This window comes from Lunatimonas lonarensis (genome assembly GCF_000390185.1).
In the GTDB taxonomy this organism is placed as follows: Bacteria; Bacteroidota; Bacteroidia; order Cytophagales; family Cyclobacteriaceae; genus Lunatimonas; species Lunatimonas lonarensis.
The window spans coordinates 148,218-163,746 of sequence record NZ_AQHR01000088.1; the positions used below are offsets into that span (position 1 = coordinate 148,218).

Below are 15,529 nucleotides of genomic sequence, written 5' to 3' on the forward strand. Positions count from 1 at the left end.
CTTAGAATTGAAAGTAAATGAAATCCTTTTCCACTCCATTCATCATAAAACAGGCGATTACAATTGCATAGTAGATTGGCCATTTTACCAAGTAGGGTAATCTTGAATCCTCGTTAAATTCGAGCCCATGGTTTTTCTCACGTTGCACCCATTCCGTCAACATGAAAAGAACCAAAAACACAGTAAGCCAAATTAGGTGATTGCCGGTGTTCATACTCCAAAAATCCCTGATCGGCGATTTAAAAAGCGAATTGCCAAACATATTTTTTAAATAGTCCAGCGCATGGGATATATTTTCAGCCCTAAAAAATATCCAAGCTATGACTGTCAAAAAGAAAGTCCGCAATATTTTCAGAAAGTCAACCAAACTCGGCAAATGCCGGCCTTTCGCCACTGTTTCTATATGTGTCCTATTGGCAGAAGTAAGTAACAAAGGAAGAAAATAGAGGGCATTTAGAATTCCCCACACTAAAAATGTCCAATTGGCTCCATGCCAGATTCCACTTACAATAAAAATAACGAAGACATTCCTTATCTTCAAACTAAGTGGCCCCAAGCTTCCACCGAGTGGTATATAAAGGTAATCTCTAAACCAAGTCGACAAGGAGATGTGCCAACGCCTCCAGAACTCTGATACATCCCTTGAGAAATAAGGGAAGGCAAAATTCCTCATCAAACTAAATCCAAAAAGTCGGGCCACACCAATTGCGATATCGGAATAACCCGAGAAATCTCCATAAATCTGGATGGCAAACAAACACCCGCCCAAAAGAAGGGTACTTCCGTTGTAGTCGGTATGATTGGAAAAAATATCATTGACGTAAATCGCACAATTGTCCGCAATGACAACCTTCTTGAACAACCCCCATAATATTTGTCTCATACCATCCATCGCCCTAGTATAATTGAATACCCTCGGCTTCATAAATTGAGGAAGCAAATTGGTAGCTCTTTCAATCGGGCCGGCAACCATCTGAGGAAAGAAGGATACAAACACAAAAAAATCGACGATTTTGGTAACGGGTTTAATTTTCCCTTGATAGATATCGATCGAATAACTCATGGTTTGAAATGTATAAAAACTAATCCCCAAGGGCAATATAATATTCAATCTATCTCCTGAAAAAGGAACACCAAAGAACGTAAATGCATCGGTGAACCCTTCGATAAAAAAATTATAATATTTAAAGAACCAAAGTATCCCCAGGTTCACAATAAGGCTCGCTGCCAGCAGCATTTTTTTTTGCCGAGCTATACCGGCCCTTTCGATGGCTATACCAAGAAAATAATCGGAAAAAGAGCTAAACGACAACAAAGCCAAAAAACGGAAATCCCACCAACCATAAAAAAAATAACTTGCCAAAAGGAGAAAGATATTCTGATAGTTCAGGTTCTTATTTAAGCAAAACCAATAAACAAGGAAAACTGCCGGCAAAAAAACAGCAAATTCAATTGAATTGAACAACATAGGCTCTTTAAACAAAATAAATTGTATCCAAAAGTATTTTTTTTTGTTTTAAACAGCAAATTATTTTATACATTTTTCGCGTTGATTCAATGGTTAAAAGAAATTTGGGAACAAAACGGTGCAGGCACCTACTTGCAATAGAAAATCAGCACGTTCTTAACCCTTTAAGCTGCGAATCCTGCGGCGATTACCCCATTTTGTAATACGTCAACAAAGCCCTTCACTTTTAACCCATTGAATCCGAATTCCCTCACATTGATATTTTTATGCGGCTCCGTCAAAAAAAGAATTTGTCCATTTGACAAAACCTTCAGAAAAAACCCTCGTAAAAACTTGCAAAAGCAAATAATTTATAGTAAAAATTTTCAATCAAATCCACCTCTCAACTTGATCCTACATGTAGCATTTTATACTGACCGTAACTAATGTATTCTTTTGGAAATGCCCTTAGACCAGCTGTTAATTGGTTTTTGTGCCGAACAAATTAATTAAGCCAACTATAAAATCTACAAACTATGAAAACAAGGATGCTTTTGGCAACCGCAGCTACCATGATGCTGTTTGCTTCCTGCGCACCGGGAGTGGTGAGGCAGGGTGAAGTAGGGGTAAAGCAAAAATTCGGAAGACTCTCCGAAAACACGTACGGACCGGGCATGTATTGGTACAACCCCATCGTAGCCAAGTTCATTAAGGCTCCGATTCGAACCAACAACCTGGAGGTATTTCTGAACCTACCCAGCCGGGAGGGATTGACGATCCAGTCAGAAATCTCGATTCTCTACCGGATAGAGGAAGCCCTATTCCCAAAAATAATTACCGAGGTGGGCGTTACCTATGAAGAAGATATGATCCTTCCGGTATTCCGCTCAGCGGCAGCTGATATAGCAGCGAGGTTCATTGCTCAAGATATGCACACCGCACAAAGAGCGACCATCGAGCGAGCGATTCAGCAACGCATGGACGAGGTTCTAGGTGACCGTGGATTCATTATCGAGTCAGTGCTCATGAAAAGTATCCGCATGCCGGCCGGTCTTTCCAGGGCCATTGAAGACAAGCTAACTGCAGATCAGGATGCACAGCGAATGGAGTTCGTGCTTCAGCGCGAAGAAATGGAGGCCAAGCGCCGACGCATCGAAGCAGAGGGCAAGCGCGATGCCCAGATGATCATAGCAGAAGGCCTGACCAAAGAAATCATCGAACTGCGAAGCCTGGAGACCCTATCCGACTTGGCCAGTTCACCCGCCACCAAGATTATCATCAGCGACGGCAAGACGCCGTACTTTATCAGCTCAAATACCGATCCACGGCAGTAGGTCCGTTTTGCACAGGGTTTCCCATTCTATAGCGGAAACCCTGTTTTTCCTCTCTTTCTCTCACATTTCTTTCTGGTAACATATGCTATGTAAATTATGGCAAGGGAAATCCGTGTATCTATTCTTGCGTCTCGTAGGAGCTTATTCAGGAAATGCATCCTTTTCTTCCTCCTGTTTGTTTCGGTGGGTGTTGACTCCTACGCGCAATATTTCGGACGCAACAAGCCTCGTTTTAAGCGCAACGAGGCCCGGTTACTTCAGTCACCAAACTTCAACCTTTACCACTACCTGGAAAACGACTCTACCGCAAAGCGCCTCGTGAAATGGCATGAATGGTGGTATAAAAAACATTTGGAAGTTCTGCAGGATTCCCTCAGAGCCCGCAACCCTATCATTTTCTATAACCACCATGCCGACTTCCAACAGACCAACACCATTTCCGGGCAGATTTCGGTCGGTACGGGAGGTGTGGCCGAAAGCCTAAAAAACCGGGTGATCATGCCCTACAACCACACACAGGCCCAGACAGGCCACGTAGTGGGTCATGAAATGGTGCACGCCATGCAGTTTAATATGTTGAGCAGTGACACCTTGGGTGTAGCCGCCATGCGCAACCTGCCCCTATGGCTGGTAGAGGGCATGGCAGAATACATGTCATTGGGCAGGGAACATTCCCATACTGCCATGTGGATGCGGGATGCCATTGCCAACGACCGCTTTCCCACACTGCGCCAAATGACAAGTAGCTTCGAGTTTTTTCCCTATCGGTTTGGCCATGCCTTTTGGGCTTATGTAACCGGAATTTGGGGAGAAGAAATCATCCGTCCGCTGTTTTTGAACAGTGCTGCCTTTGGCTACGAACGGGCACTTGAGCGCGTACTTGGAATGACTGAGGAGCAGTTTTCCAAACAATGGGCTGACCAGACCCGATCCTATTACGAGCCATTCACCCAAGACACTACCGAAGTGACCGGGATAAGGTGGTTTCATCCTGAAAACACGGGCAATATCAACCTATCTCCCGTCTATAGTCCAGATGCCCGGTACATGGCGTTTATTTCCGAAAAGGCATTATTTTCCATCGACATATTTTTGGTAGATGTCAGGGCAGGGCGTATTATACGGAAGCTGACTTCCCACTTGGAGTCTATGCACGTGGACGACTTCAATTTCATCGAGTCTGTAGGCACCTTTTCACCTGACAGCAGAAGGTTTGCGTATACCGTATACAGCAAGGGCAGAAACCAATTGGTCATTGTCGACACCCGTACCGGAAACACGCTGGAGGAAATCGCGATGCCGGGTTTGGAGGCCTTCAACTATATTTCCTGGTCTCCCAATGGCCGGTATATGGTAATGACTGGGTTGAAAGAAGGACAGTCTGACCTGTATTTGTATGATTTCAATCGAAAACAGCTAAGCCAGCTCACGGACGACCACCACTCCGACATTCAGGCCACTTGGTCTCCGGACGGCAATTGGATCGCCTTTGTCTCCGACCGGAACACGTCTACTGATTCGAATGGTTTCAGCACAAAAGGTTTCAACATTTGCCTCCTGGACGTTAATTCGAATGAAATCAACGTATTGGATATCTTTCCGGGGGCGGACAATATGAATCCCCAATTCAGCATGGACGGAAACGTAATCTACTTTTTGTCAAATGCCGATGGGTTCCGCGACCTGTACGAATACAGTATTGTTCGGGATGAGATGTACCGGCTCACCAGTTATTTCACCGGCATATCCGGCATTACCAACTGGTCCCCCGCGCTTACTGTTGCCAGGGACAACGGACTGATGGCCTACTCTCTGTACCGCAACGGCAGATACTATATCTACAGGGCAGATCCAGCTGATTTCTACGCGATATATAAAAACTCGGACGGAAAACGGGTAGACAAAAGTGCCGGTACGCTTCCCCCAACCCATAGTCTACCGATAGAAAGAAAGGCGGATCGGCTGGCGGCCTTTGACAGAAATTTCTCGGTAGATGTGGAGGAAATATCGGAACAGACATTCCGTCCAAAATTCAAGCTGGATTACATCGGTAACACGGGGGAGATCAACATGGTGGGAGGCTCCTTTGCTACGGGACTGGCCGGTGGGGTAAATGCCCTTTTCAGTGATATTCTGGGAAATCACCAGGTTTTTTCGGCGGTGTCCCTTAATGGAGAGATCTTCGATATTGGCCTTCAGGGTGCCTATATCAACCGAAAAAACCCCATCAATTGGGGTGGGTTATTCTCACATGTCCCCTACCAGTCTGCTACCAGCAGTATGTTCCTAGACACCTTAACCCGGGAAGGAATACAAATTCCGGTGGTCAACAGTGCCCTTGACCTGATACGAACCTATGAAACCCGCGTGGGAGGCTTTGGCATCTACCCCCTTTCCCGATCCCTGCGGCTGGAGGGTGGCTTATCCGTTACCCATTATCATTTCCGGGTGGATCGTGTAAGCAACTTCTTCCACCGGGGCATACTGATCGGTGAACGGAGAACCAGAGAACCATCACCGCCCGGGTTTAATATCGGCCAGGTTAACCTGGCCTATGTAGGCGATAACACCAGTTTCGGAACGGTGGGTCCGCTTAGGGGAACACGCTTCCGGTTTGAGGCGGAGCGCTATTTCGGCGCCACGAATTTCTATACTGCGCTGGCTGACTTTAGGAGGTATTTGCGCGTGGCTCCGGTAACCTTTGCCACACGGCTATACCACTACGGGCGGTATGGGCAGGATGCGCGGCAAAACCTGCTGCCTCCCCTGTTCATTGGGCAGCCTACCTTGGTACGTGGCTTTACCGGAAACTCCTTTGTCCAAAACAACATCAATCAGGCCGGAGGCTTTACGATCAATCAGTTGACCGGAAACAAGATTGCTGTTGGCAACTTTGAAGTGCGGTATCCGCTCTCGGGTCCCGAACGCTTGTCCATGCTTCGTTCTCAGATACTTCCAACGGAATTGTCCCTATTTGTGGACAGTGGCATGGCTTGGGACAACCGGGGCTTGGTCAACCCACCCATCGGGCTGACCGGCGAAGTGGATATCGTTCGCAGACCTGTGGCTAGTACGGGAGTATCTTTACGTGCGAACCTCTTGGGCTACATCATCATGGAGGCCTTCTACGCAGTACCTTGGCAGCGGGAGTGGACCGGAGGAGTTTTTGGGTTGAATTTCACCCCGGCGTGGTAGATGATCTCGAGCGAATCTCGAAGGTAGTTTTAAGCTATTGCTTTGTCAGGTGGACCGCTGCTTACGAGCGGTCCACCTTTCTTTAAGGCAGTAGCACGGTAAAGTTACTAAACAGGTCTCTGATATGTCTTCTGGAGCACCTCTTCAAAACGGCCCAGCGATCTCCGCCGATAAAACCCCTAACCAACAGACACAACGCACTATTTATCATACCCAGACTCAAAACCGACCTTTTGTCGCTTGATGTACAATCTTATGTATAACATCATCTATCTGATTTGCCGAAAGAATGATGTAGTCAATGAGCTCCTGCTTCACTTCATCCGGTTCACTGGTTAGATTTTTCAACAAATCGGCAAGCCCTAGAATATTCGCCACATGCCTGCGCAGCTCGTGGGATTGTTGCCAGGCTATCTCACGCAGGGTCTCGTTATGCTCCAAAATCCTTTCTTGGGTCTTTACCAATTTGGTAACATCCTGTAAAACCGCAATTATCCATACCTTCCCTCCCGAAATAAAGCTACTACTGCTGATACTTAAAAACACCTCCGTGCCAAATTTGGTCAATACGGGCAGGAAATCCTCGATACCAAAGTTGGGTACGTTAGGTAGACGTCTCGACAATGCTGAGGTTCCACCTTTCGGATATGTTTCCGGTATCAAAAAATCTATTGGTTTTCCGACCACCTCCTCTTTTGAATAGCCAAAAACACTCTCAAAATCCCTATTCGTATCAAGAACAACGAAGTCTTCGCTTAAAATTAAAAATGGGTGGGGAATTGCCTCAATGGTTCTCTGTAACTTTTGTTCGCTCTCCGATAATTTCAGCTCCTTCTCCCTAATTTCCGTCAATTCCCTAGATACAGCTATCACCTTATCGGTACCCAGTGGGCTTATGCGTGCGTGATAAAATCGCTCCCTTCCATTCACTTCCAGCAGGTACTCCACTTCTGTTGTGGTACGCTTGGTCAAAGCGAGCTTGATCGAATTTACAAGACGCGTAGCTATATCAAAAGGCAGTATTTCTGTAGTTTTTCTATTCAGGAACAAAGATGGATCAGTGTGCAAATCGTCAATCTCAGCCTTGAAATCCAAAAAGACACCCTCCGAATCGAGCACAAATAATAGATCGGGGATGCTGGCCAGCAATGCCTTTCTGTACTCTTCATTTCGTTTGGGCTCTGATATATCTTGGAGAGTTCCAAACAAACCCGTGATCTCCTCGCTATTATAGCTTGCATTCCCTATCGCTCTTACCCAAATCAGGTTTCCTTTCGCCGTCCGTAGCTGTAATTCCAAATCAAATGAACGACCGGTCTCAAATGTTGCTTTCAGCGCATTTTCCAAAACAGATCTGCTCTCAGGAACGTAAAACCGAAGCGCCTCTTCGATCGAAGGAGAAAAACCAGGAGGCATTTCGTGGATGCAACAAACCATATCCGACCAAAAACCCTCTTTTGTCAATCGATTAAACTCCCAACCTCCCACTTTAGCTACCTTATTGGTATGCGCTAAAAAATCCCTTGCTTTTTCCAGCTGCTTCTTCGCCAGGACTTTGTCGGTAACATCTCGAATGATTCCGTCGATTCGAACTGCACGACCTGATCCATCAGCTATCTTTGTGGCCTTACAGGACACCCATCTTATCAGCCCTTTTCCATCTATCACACGGAATTCTTCTTCAAATTGGCCTACCTTTTGGACGCTGTTGAATAAAGCAGGAACCACTTCCTTGTCTTCATCAAAAATCCGCTTCTCCAACCATCCACTATCTGCCATGCTTTCATCGACTGAAAGTCCGAACATAACTTGTACCGAGGGCGTCACAAATAGCATCTTCCGCTCTGGAAGACTTATCGACCAAACTACATCCGACATACCATTAAGGATACTTTCAAGTTTTCGTGAGGTGGAATCTAGCTCCCTTTTGGATTCCTCTAGTTCCTCGCATCTCCGTTTATCCTGCGAAATATCCCGTAAAAAAACAGTCAATCCCTCACCTGATGGATAGGCCGAAGCCTGGTACCAAGTACATAAACTCTTGTTTAAATACTCAAAGCTCGCAAACCGTTTTTCCTCCAGTACCTTTTTTAGCTTTACCACTTCTGAATTATCGGAGGATCCAACCAAAATGGAACCAATGGAGCTTCCAAGCACCTGGGTTCCAATTTTTCCGAATTGCTCACGTGCCAAATTATTTGCCTCAATCACTCTTAAATTTGCATCCAACTGGAAATAGGCATCTGGAATCTCGTTTAGGATTGTCTCAACTTTTTCCGCAAACTCCTTTACCTGAATGGCCGCCTTCTCGGCTTCTGTAATATCGAAACCTACGCATAATATGCCTACCGGATTTCCATCCGCTCCTTTGAAAATGGAAAATTCCCATTGCGTCCACAAAAAAACATCCCCTGAAGGCCCAGGTTTCCTCACACAGACAGTGGAAAACTCCTCGTTGGTAAAACACCTAAAAGCCGCCTGTTTACATTTTTCGAAATCATCGGGGTGAACAGTAAGCTGGAATGGTTTACCAATAAAGTCTTTATCTATCGATGAGTATTTTTGCTGAAACAATTCATTCCCAAAAAGATAGTTCCCGTCAAAATCAATTACTACCAGCAAAAAAGTTTTTGACTTTTGCAAATAATCCGGAATCTGCAATCCAACCCCTCCTTTTTCCATCCTAGTTACCGCCAATTATTAAACCACAAATAATGGCCGTAGGTATTTGAAGCTCCGATTTTACCGATCCATATCACTCAAATCAGCTCTCAAAACAATTAGGTTTGATGCTTGGATCCAACTATTGGCTAAATTCGTAAGACAGCCCTCCAATGGAAAGGTAAAACCTACAATTAACCCCCAATCTTCCTGACAGATCTTTCGATAAAAACGCTAATCCAACTTCAAGATATACGCCTTATCTCACAACGCCGCTTTAAGTATCCGGCCAAATCTTCGCATATACCTTTTTGTTCTCTACAACGACCGTCGAACAGTTTGAAAAAACCGTACCCAAGTACACAAAAATATAACTTTTTCACCTTGTGTCAACACTATCCACCATTAAAGTAATAGAGAAATATCGGGTTTTACTTGGACAGCCCGCTATGGTATAGCCGGTATCACGGGTTATGTAAACATCCCGATGCGTGTCATCTGCGTAGTATTCGATTTATTCATTTGGCATATTGCCCACTTGATCAGAAATTTAGATCTTATCCTACTTTCAGTCGTAAAAATCCATTGGAACCTCATCGGGATATAGCCTACCGATTTCCGCTCGGGATTTGGTAGATGGACATCCCTTGCTCGGCTTATCTCGTTCACGGATGGCTTGGTCGGTGGCGGCCTTGGCGATGCGGGTGGCCTTGATACCGTCCTCCGCAGTAGGAAGCTCTCCGGGGGTGCCGTTCTGCAATGCCTTGAGCAGCTCCATATACATCCCCGTAAAACTCTTCTCCGGATGCCACGGCAGGTACTGGGTACCGTGGGAATTGCGAACCTCAAACGAATGCTCCTCCCGGTTATACCTAATTACCCCATCGGTGCCGATCAGCTCATATTGAAAATGGGGTCGGGGTTCCTTTGATGTTGTGTTATAGGAAAAACTCACCTCCACCATGGTATGGGCACCACATTCGTGGGCCATGTGGAGGTAGACATGGTCGGGGGCTTCATAGTTGTCCAACCAAACGCCAATACCATGCTGCCAGGCCACTTCAGAGCCAAGCCACCACCGGGCAAGGTCAATCTGATGAACCCCACAGTCCACCATAGGTCCTCCTTCCAGCATTCTTCCCACCCGAAGTGCACTGTCCACACGCTCTCCCTTTTCATTCCAGTGCCACTTGCCATGGAGATGCCAGTTGTAAACGAGCCTCAGCAGACGCACCTCTCCGATGGCCTTTTCACGCACAAGCCTATGGATATCTTTGGCACTTTGACTGAATCGGTAGTTGAAACCCGTAAACAGCATGCACCCGGCCTCTTCCATCACCCGCTTCATTTCCAGCATCTCCTCCTCATCCATACCGAGTGGCTTTTCACACAGAACGTGCTTGCGGTGCTTGGCAGCATCCATCACATTCTTGTAATGAATCGGAGCGGGCGTGCAAATCACTACGGCATCGATGTCGGATGTAAAAAAATCCTCCTCCGTCGGGTACGCATGGGGAACATGAAATCGGTGCTGTAAATGTACCGCCCTGGAGAAATCATTATCGTAAAGGGCATATACTTGCAATCCTGAAACCTGCTGAATGGCTGGTATATGGCCAAACTCTGCAATCATGCCACAACCAATAATCCCGATCTTCATCATATATGCTGTTGGTAAAAGTGAATCCTATCCTCTGAATACGTATTCAAAAACAAAATGTTAGCGTGTCTATCCAACAATCACAAAGGGTTCAAGCCGCTTGTTGACTTGCGGTTTCAAAACTCCACTGTTACGGTAACCTCATCTGCCAATACCAAGCTTTTCTCCCCCAATCCATACTCCAGCCGGTCAATGACAAATTCACCCTTGAATTTGCGCTGTCTACCTGACTGGATTAGTGTAAACTGTATTTCCACCTCTTTGATCACGTCCCGTATCTGCAAATCGAACACGCCGATAAATGCATTTCTACCATTTGATCGAAATCCCTTGGAGTCCAGCCGGATTACCGGATACGCATTGGTGTGGAAATACTGCCGCCCCAACAAATGCTTATCCCGCAGCCGGATACCAGTGTCGATGCTTGCGGGATTTGCAGTCCCTCGGATGCTCGATGCAGAGAGACGCTTGGGGTCAAAATCCACCGTCACCTCCCAATCAGCAAAGCTTCCATCTACGACTATCCCTGCATTTTTGACCTTAAACCGAATGGGCTGATCGGGCTGGATGGATTGGGCCCACAACAAAGCGGGGCAAGCAGATACGAGCAGCAATAAAAGCAACTTCTTCCTCATAAGGTCAGCAGATAAGCAATCAACGCCATTTTATCAGACTCGGGTAGATCCAGCCCAAACTCATGCCCCTTTACTGCTTTCGTTTCCACATTATGAGGCTTGAAAGCGGTGGGAACATAGTCTTCCTGAAGGCGCCGAGCATCGAAAAGATCCTCCAACCTAGCCAAGGAGGCATCGTGCAAAAATGGCCCCCTGTACCATAATCCCAGCAGGGAGGGCACTTTGTAATAACCGGTGCCTCTTCTTGTATGCATCGTGTACCCGGGATCTGTGCCCACAGAGATATCAAAGATATCGTAGGAGTCGTAATGACTGTCCGGTATGTCAAATCCGTCCGCGGGGGTAAGCTTATTGTTGGTGAACAAAGGCGGCGTATGGCAGGTCACACACCCCTGCTCGGCAAAAATGATTTTGCCCCGTTCACTGATTTCTGACGGCTTGTTCGGGTTTTCCGGAGCTTGGAGGGAATAGACGTACTTGGCGATCGCATATAGCTGCGCATCTGAATGCCTGTCGTAGGTGCCAGGAAAGAAGATAGGATCCCCGCTGTTTAGCCGTTCTCTTGTCAAACCCAGTGGATTATAATCACCGTAAAAATTCAGAAAATCCAACGCCTGATTCATTGCGATGTAACGCATAAGGTCTTCTATACTCCGATGCTGCCCCAAACCGCCATGATCCAGGTACTTCCTATCCTTTACGCCAATTAAATTGGGGGCTTGTGGCGGAAACAAAATACTGGTTCCCTGCCTGCCAAAAGCCCCTTCCGGTACGGCCTTGTATGCTTGAATGATTTGCTCCCGGCCACTTTCGATCAGCTTGCCATGGGGATCCCCCTCGGCAAAAGGGCTTCCAAACAAAAAACTGGTTATTCCCTGCACACCCCTCTCAGATACGCCATCACTTTCCAGTGCAAAAGCAAATGCCTTGTCTCCAGGCCAATTACCCTGTGCCCCCTTTAGCAGCGACCCGTCATCCATCACCCGGGTATGGCACATGCCACAGGAAAGATTACCCAGGTAAACCTTCCCTTTTCCGGCTACCACCCATTTGGCAAAAGGCATTATACCTTCGGAAGTGACAGGCATGGCAGTAGCCTCAAAAAACTCCCTATTCCGCACATGTTGGGTATTGATGACCGCTCCCAGCGTGTCGATGGGGTAATCAAAAAGCAGCTCGCCAGCCTGTACCCAATCCTCCTCTGTCACCAGCTGCGCCTCGTCAAAAACTACCTCAGCCTCCTGTTCATGCAGCCACTCCCAATACCCATCCGGTTCATGATCGGGATGATACACCGGGTAGGTCCTGTAGATAACCCGCTCGGGAAGCTTGTAATAAAACTGCTCCGAGACTGGCTCGGCAGAAAAGGCAGGATTTGCATGGGGAAGCTCCCATTCCTTCATGGCTTCATCTGTCCAAACCCTTGGAATATGATCCACCATCCAACGGAAATCGAAAAGATTCTTCGGGCCAAAAGCAAATGCGGGTAGGAGCAGTACAAGCAAAATCCATCCCAAACTGAAGTAACAAAACCTTATTTTCATTTTTTAACGCATGTAAAAATACACTGGTACAATTTATCGGAAAAAGGCAGAAAATCAATGCCTAAAATCCTCAATTCCCCAAAAAGGCTGTGAGTACCTCGCTTCGCTGAAGGATGGGGAGTTCCTGCCACCAATCTTCTACCGGCCGAACCTGACTGATTTTGCCTTGCTCCATGGTAGCCACTGCTGTGGCAAGGTCTCGAATCAGCCCGTTGTGATGGGTAACCAACAAAACACCCGTTCCCTGCAGGGCAAGTTCGCGTAGCTGCTCAATGGCCTTTAACACAGTCGCTGCATCCATCCCGTCAAAGGGCTCGTCCAGTACCAGGTACATCGGACGATGGACCAACGCCGCGGCAAAGGACACTTTTTTCTTCATGCCCTTGGAATAATCGGCGATTTTCTTTCGCCCGGTGGGTAGATCAAAAAACTCCACCAGCTCCGTGGCCCTTCGCTGACTTTCCGTCTTATCGAATCCATAAAGCCTGCCTACAAACTCCAGGTACTTCCACCCACTGAACCCCTCCACATAAATCGGCTGGTCAAAGACAAAACCTACCCGCCTCAACATCCTGTGATACCGGATGCCAATGGGTACCTCGTCGATGAGTACCGTACCGGTATCTACCGGAATCAAGCCGGCAATCGCCTGTATCAGGGTACTCTTTCCGCAACCATTTTTACCAACTAAGGCCACTACCTCGCCTGGGGAGACACTAAGATCCAATCCTTCCAACACCCGTTGTTTGCCAAAATTCTTACCAAGTTTTCTCACCGATATCATCATCCACCATTGATTTTTTTATACGAGCCGCCAGTTGCATAGGCAGAAAATACCATAAGCTAAGTAGCGCCAACCCTAGGATCAAGCATCTGCCGACCTGTTCAAAACCGACCCACAACCAGAATAAACATCCCAAACACATCACTATCACCCCTGCCAAAAGCGCCCAAATACTTCGAAGCACCTCGGGCCGTCCACTGTAAAAACTATAAGCAGCCAATGATTGCGTATAAATCAGGACCCAAAGTATCGATCCGTTATAGAACATCGTCTGGGGAAACACCATCCCGAAAGAAAAGGCGGGGTTCAGGACAAGGAGTACGACAACGCCAATGAAATTCAACCCATTGAGCACGATAAATACAAAGGCATCCAGCTGGCGTACGATACCCAAAAAATTGCTTCCGTATAGACGATAGTTCGCATACACTCCCTCCGTAGGAAAATATGCCTCCAAGATTGCTTTCATCATTAGTCCAAGCACCACGATCACCGGCACATACGGGTTTACCAAGTAGCACGGTAAGGCCACCAACCCAACCAGCAGTGACTTCAACAGAAATCCTTCGGATATACTCATGGCCGATAACAATCTAAACATCATTGCCTCCTAAAAAAATTGGTTGAAATCATTGAATTCCCGGATAAAGGGCTTTCGGGTTTGGGCAATACCGCCAAGGACAAAAAACGAAAAAATTCCGCAAGCTAATATGAACGCTGTACCTCCAAACAAGAGACCATAGTTCTCTAGATACCAGCCATCTGCACGCTGTTGAAAGGCAGCCTGCGCAATACTATCATCGAAATTATAAGGGAAAAACCGGGTGTTTGCAAAACAAAATGGAAGGAAAAAAAAGTAGCCATACCGATAAATGATCCGTATCCACTTAATCCGCAAACTTGGCTCCAGCATAGCGGTATCACAAGCTATAAACGCTGCATAAAAAAGAATCAGCAAGGAAACATCACGCACGGGATGTAAAGCGTGAATACCCAAGATCACGCCAAAAAAACCCAACAGAAACATACCGAGGCCCCCGAGTCCTGCCAACAAAACCAAGGCCCTTCGTTTGATCGGATCCGCACCCTGTGGAAACAGGTGGATGGGATCCAAATAGGCATGGCCATGGAATTTCGCCATACTAAACAACACCAAACAAATCAGAAAAGCTGAATAAAGGTACAGGTAGCTGAAGTCTTCCCAAAGACGATAGAGAAAAAACACAACGATAAGCGAGAAGGGAAGTATAAAAGGAACCACCCAACCAAAAACCGAAAGTTTGGTGGGCAGCGAGAGCTGCATGGTGAAAAGCTGCTTGACTATACAAATATAGAGAGGGTGGATCATTTCCTGCGGATTATGAACCCCCAAAATACGCTGGCTCACTGAAAAAAAATTTCAGTGAGCCGGATTTAACAAAAAAATCCTGCACGAATGGCCTTGAAAACAAGAAACCGCGGTACAGGCTATTCAGATTTAATCATCCAGCACAACATATTCCTTTCGAAAATGAACTTTTATGACTAACTTTTCCTTTATTTATCGTCTCAACTACAGCAGGCGTTTAACTCACGTGAGGAAAGGACTTTACGATACCGCAAATAAGATTTTTTCGCCCGGCAAACCGGGCCTGAAAAAGGTATGCCTATTCCATACCCACCAAAAAGCCTTTGTAATATAACCCCCTGCTCTCACCTTTATTAGTACCTACGAAGCAGGGGAAAACTCCTACTTACACACATTTGCATCCGCCTAGCAATGGGCATTTCCATACATTATTTTAAACATTCCAAACATCATGATGATACCTATCTTAAAAAAAAGCGACTATGAAACGATCAAAGCGTTGATCGAAGGCATCCACCCTACCCAGCGAACCAAAGAAGTGGGGACGCTTCAGAGCGAATTGCGCAGAGCCAAAATCGTGGAAGACGACAAAATCAGCCAAAACGTCATTCAATTAGGCTCGTACTTTGAAGTGCGGGAAATAACCTCTAAGCGGCAACTCTGCCTGACACTTACCCTACCCGGCGAAGCTAACCTACAGGAGCAGCGTGTTTCCATTCTTTCGCCACTGGGTGTAGCCCTGATCGGGTTTCAGAAAGGCAAGGAGTTCGAATGGCAATTGCCCGCTGGAAAAAGAACATTTATTATCGAAAAGGTCTCTGCACCTACGTCCTTGACAACCACTTAGAAAATTCCCTTTCCCCAACCCTGGGTGAAAGGGAATTTTCGTTTGAGGAGCAGCCCTCACAATGGGTATACCTG

General features: G+C 46.5%; 11 protein-coding genes. 3 read left to right on the forward strand and 8 right to left on the reverse strand.

All coding sequences use genetic code 11. From position 1 onward, the window contains the following. Position 1: 1 nt before the first annotated feature. Entirely contained in the window at positions 2-1,063 is a 1,062-nt protein-coding gene (locus tag ADIS_RS14950; protein WP_316931241.1) for an MBOAT family O-acyltransferase, read from the reverse strand. A gap of 920 nt (positions 1,064-1,983) precedes the next feature. Here ADIS_RS14950 and ADIS_RS14955 point away from each other — a divergent pair. Both ADIS_RS14955 and ADIS_RS14960 read left to right on the forward strand, forming a co-directional pair. Further along, positions 1,984-2,781 (forward strand): prohibitin family protein, encoded by a 798-nt coding sequence (locus ADIS_RS14955; RefSeq protein WP_035806251.1) that lies wholly within the window; start codon positions 1,984-1,986, stop codon positions 2,779-2,781. 96 nt (positions 2,782-2,877) lie between these two features. Further along, the gene (locus ADIS_RS14960) at positions 2,878-5,976 is read left to right on the forward strand and encodes a DPP IV N-terminal domain-containing protein (RefSeq protein WP_010855443.1); all 3,099 of its coding nucleotides are present in this window, start codon (positions 2,878-2,880) and stop codon (positions 5,974-5,976) included. Between the two features lie 219 nt (positions 5,977-6,195). On the opposite strand, the gene ADIS_RS14965 is transcribed toward ADIS_RS14960, so the two are convergent. The 7 genes from ADIS_RS14965 to ADIS_RS14995 form a co-directional block, all read right to left on the reverse strand. Then, positions 6,196-8,658, reverse strand: coding sequence for a PAS domain S-box protein (locus ADIS_RS14965; protein WP_010855444.1), 2,463 nt, complete (start codon positions 8,656-8,658; stop codon positions 6,196-6,198). A 547-nt stretch (positions 8,659-9,205) separates the two neighbouring features. Continuing rightward, positions 9,206-10,300 carry a Gfo/Idh/MocA family protein gene (locus ADIS_RS14970; RefSeq protein WP_010855445.1) on the reverse strand — a complete coding sequence of 365 codons (1,095 nt, stop codon included), beginning with the start codon at positions 10,298-10,300 and terminating at the stop codon, positions 9,206-9,208. 113 nt (positions 10,301-10,413) lie between these two features. After that, on the reverse strand, positions 10,414-10,932 hold the full coding sequence (locus ADIS_RS14975) for a YceI family protein (protein ID WP_010855446.1): 519 nt from the start codon (positions 10,930-10,932) through the stop codon (positions 10,414-10,416). Then, positions 10,929-12,476, reverse strand: a complete 1,548-nt coding sequence (locus ADIS_RS14980; protein WP_035806256.1) for a hypothetical protein — start codon at positions 12,474-12,476, stop codon at positions 10,929-10,931. Before ADIS_RS14980 ends, ADIS_RS14975 begins: the two co-directional genes overlap by 4 nt. A gap of 70 nt (positions 12,477-12,546) precedes the next feature. Further along, the gene (locus ADIS_RS14985; RefSeq protein ID WP_010855448.1) at positions 12,547-13,263 is read right to left on the reverse strand and encodes an ABC transporter ATP-binding protein; all 717 of its coding nucleotides are present in this window, start codon (positions 13,261-13,263) and stop codon (positions 12,547-12,549) included. Further along, positions 13,235-13,840 carry a hypothetical protein gene (locus ADIS_RS14990; RefSeq protein ID WP_155907515.1) on the reverse strand — a complete coding sequence of 202 codons (606 nt, stop codon included), beginning with the start codon at positions 13,838-13,840 and terminating at the stop codon, positions 13,235-13,237. The genes ADIS_RS14985 and ADIS_RS14990 overlap by 29 nt, the downstream gene beginning before the upstream one ends. Before the next feature lie 30 nt (positions 13,841-13,870). After that, positions 13,871-14,647 (reverse strand): hypothetical protein, encoded by a 777-nt coding sequence (locus tag ADIS_RS14995; protein WP_010855450.1) that lies wholly within the window; start codon positions 14,645-14,647, stop codon positions 13,871-13,873. A 412-nt stretch (positions 14,648-15,059) separates the two neighbouring features. Between ADIS_RS14995 and ADIS_RS15000 the strand changes: the two genes are divergently transcribed. After that, positions 15,060-15,455: a GreA/GreB family elongation factor gene (locus ADIS_RS15000; RefSeq protein WP_010855452.1), complete on the forward strand. Its 396-nt coding sequence runs from the start codon at positions 15,060-15,062 to the stop codon at positions 15,453-15,455. Positions 15,456-15,529: the final 74 nt, after the last annotated feature.

Bases quoted from the DNA above. Each gene is read 5' to 3' on its own strand.
- ADIS_RS14950 (WP_316931241.1), bottom strand. From the start codon at position 1,063: ATGAGTTATTCGATCGATATCTATCAAGGGAAAATTAAACCCGTTACC.
- ADIS_RS14955 (WP_035806251.1), top strand. From the start codon at position 1,984: ATGAAAACAAGGATGCTTTTGGCAACCGCAGCTACCATGATGCTGTTT.
- ADIS_RS14960 (WP_010855443.1), top strand. From the start codon at position 2,878: ATGGCAAGGGAAATCCGTGTATCTATTCTTGCGTCTCGTAGGAGCTTA.
- ADIS_RS14965 (WP_010855444.1), bottom strand. From the start codon at position 8,658: ATGGAAAAAGGAGGGGTTGGATTGCAGATTCCGGATTATTTGCAAAAG.
- ADIS_RS14970 (WP_010855445.1), bottom strand. From the start codon at position 10,300: ATGATGAAGATCGGGATTATTGGTTGTGGCATGATTGCAGAGTTTGGC.
- ADIS_RS14975 (WP_010855446.1), bottom strand. From the start codon at position 10,932: ATGAGGAAGAAGTTGCTTTTATTGCTGCTCGTATCTGCTTGCCCCGCT.
- ADIS_RS14980 (WP_035806256.1), bottom strand. From the start codon at position 12,476: ATGAAAATAAGGTTTTGTTACTTCAGTTTGGGATGGATTTTGCTTGTA.
- ADIS_RS14985 (WP_010855448.1), bottom strand. From the start codon at position 13,263: ATGATGATATCGGTGAGAAAACTTGGTAAGAATTTTGGCAAACAACGG.
- ADIS_RS14990 (WP_155907515.1), bottom strand. From the start codon at position 13,840: ATGAGTATATCCGAAGGATTTCTGTTGAAGTCACTGCTGGTTGGGTTG.
- ADIS_RS15000 (WP_010855452.1), top strand. From the start codon at position 15,060: ATGATGATACCTATCTTAAAAAAAAGCGACTATGAAACGATCAAAGCG.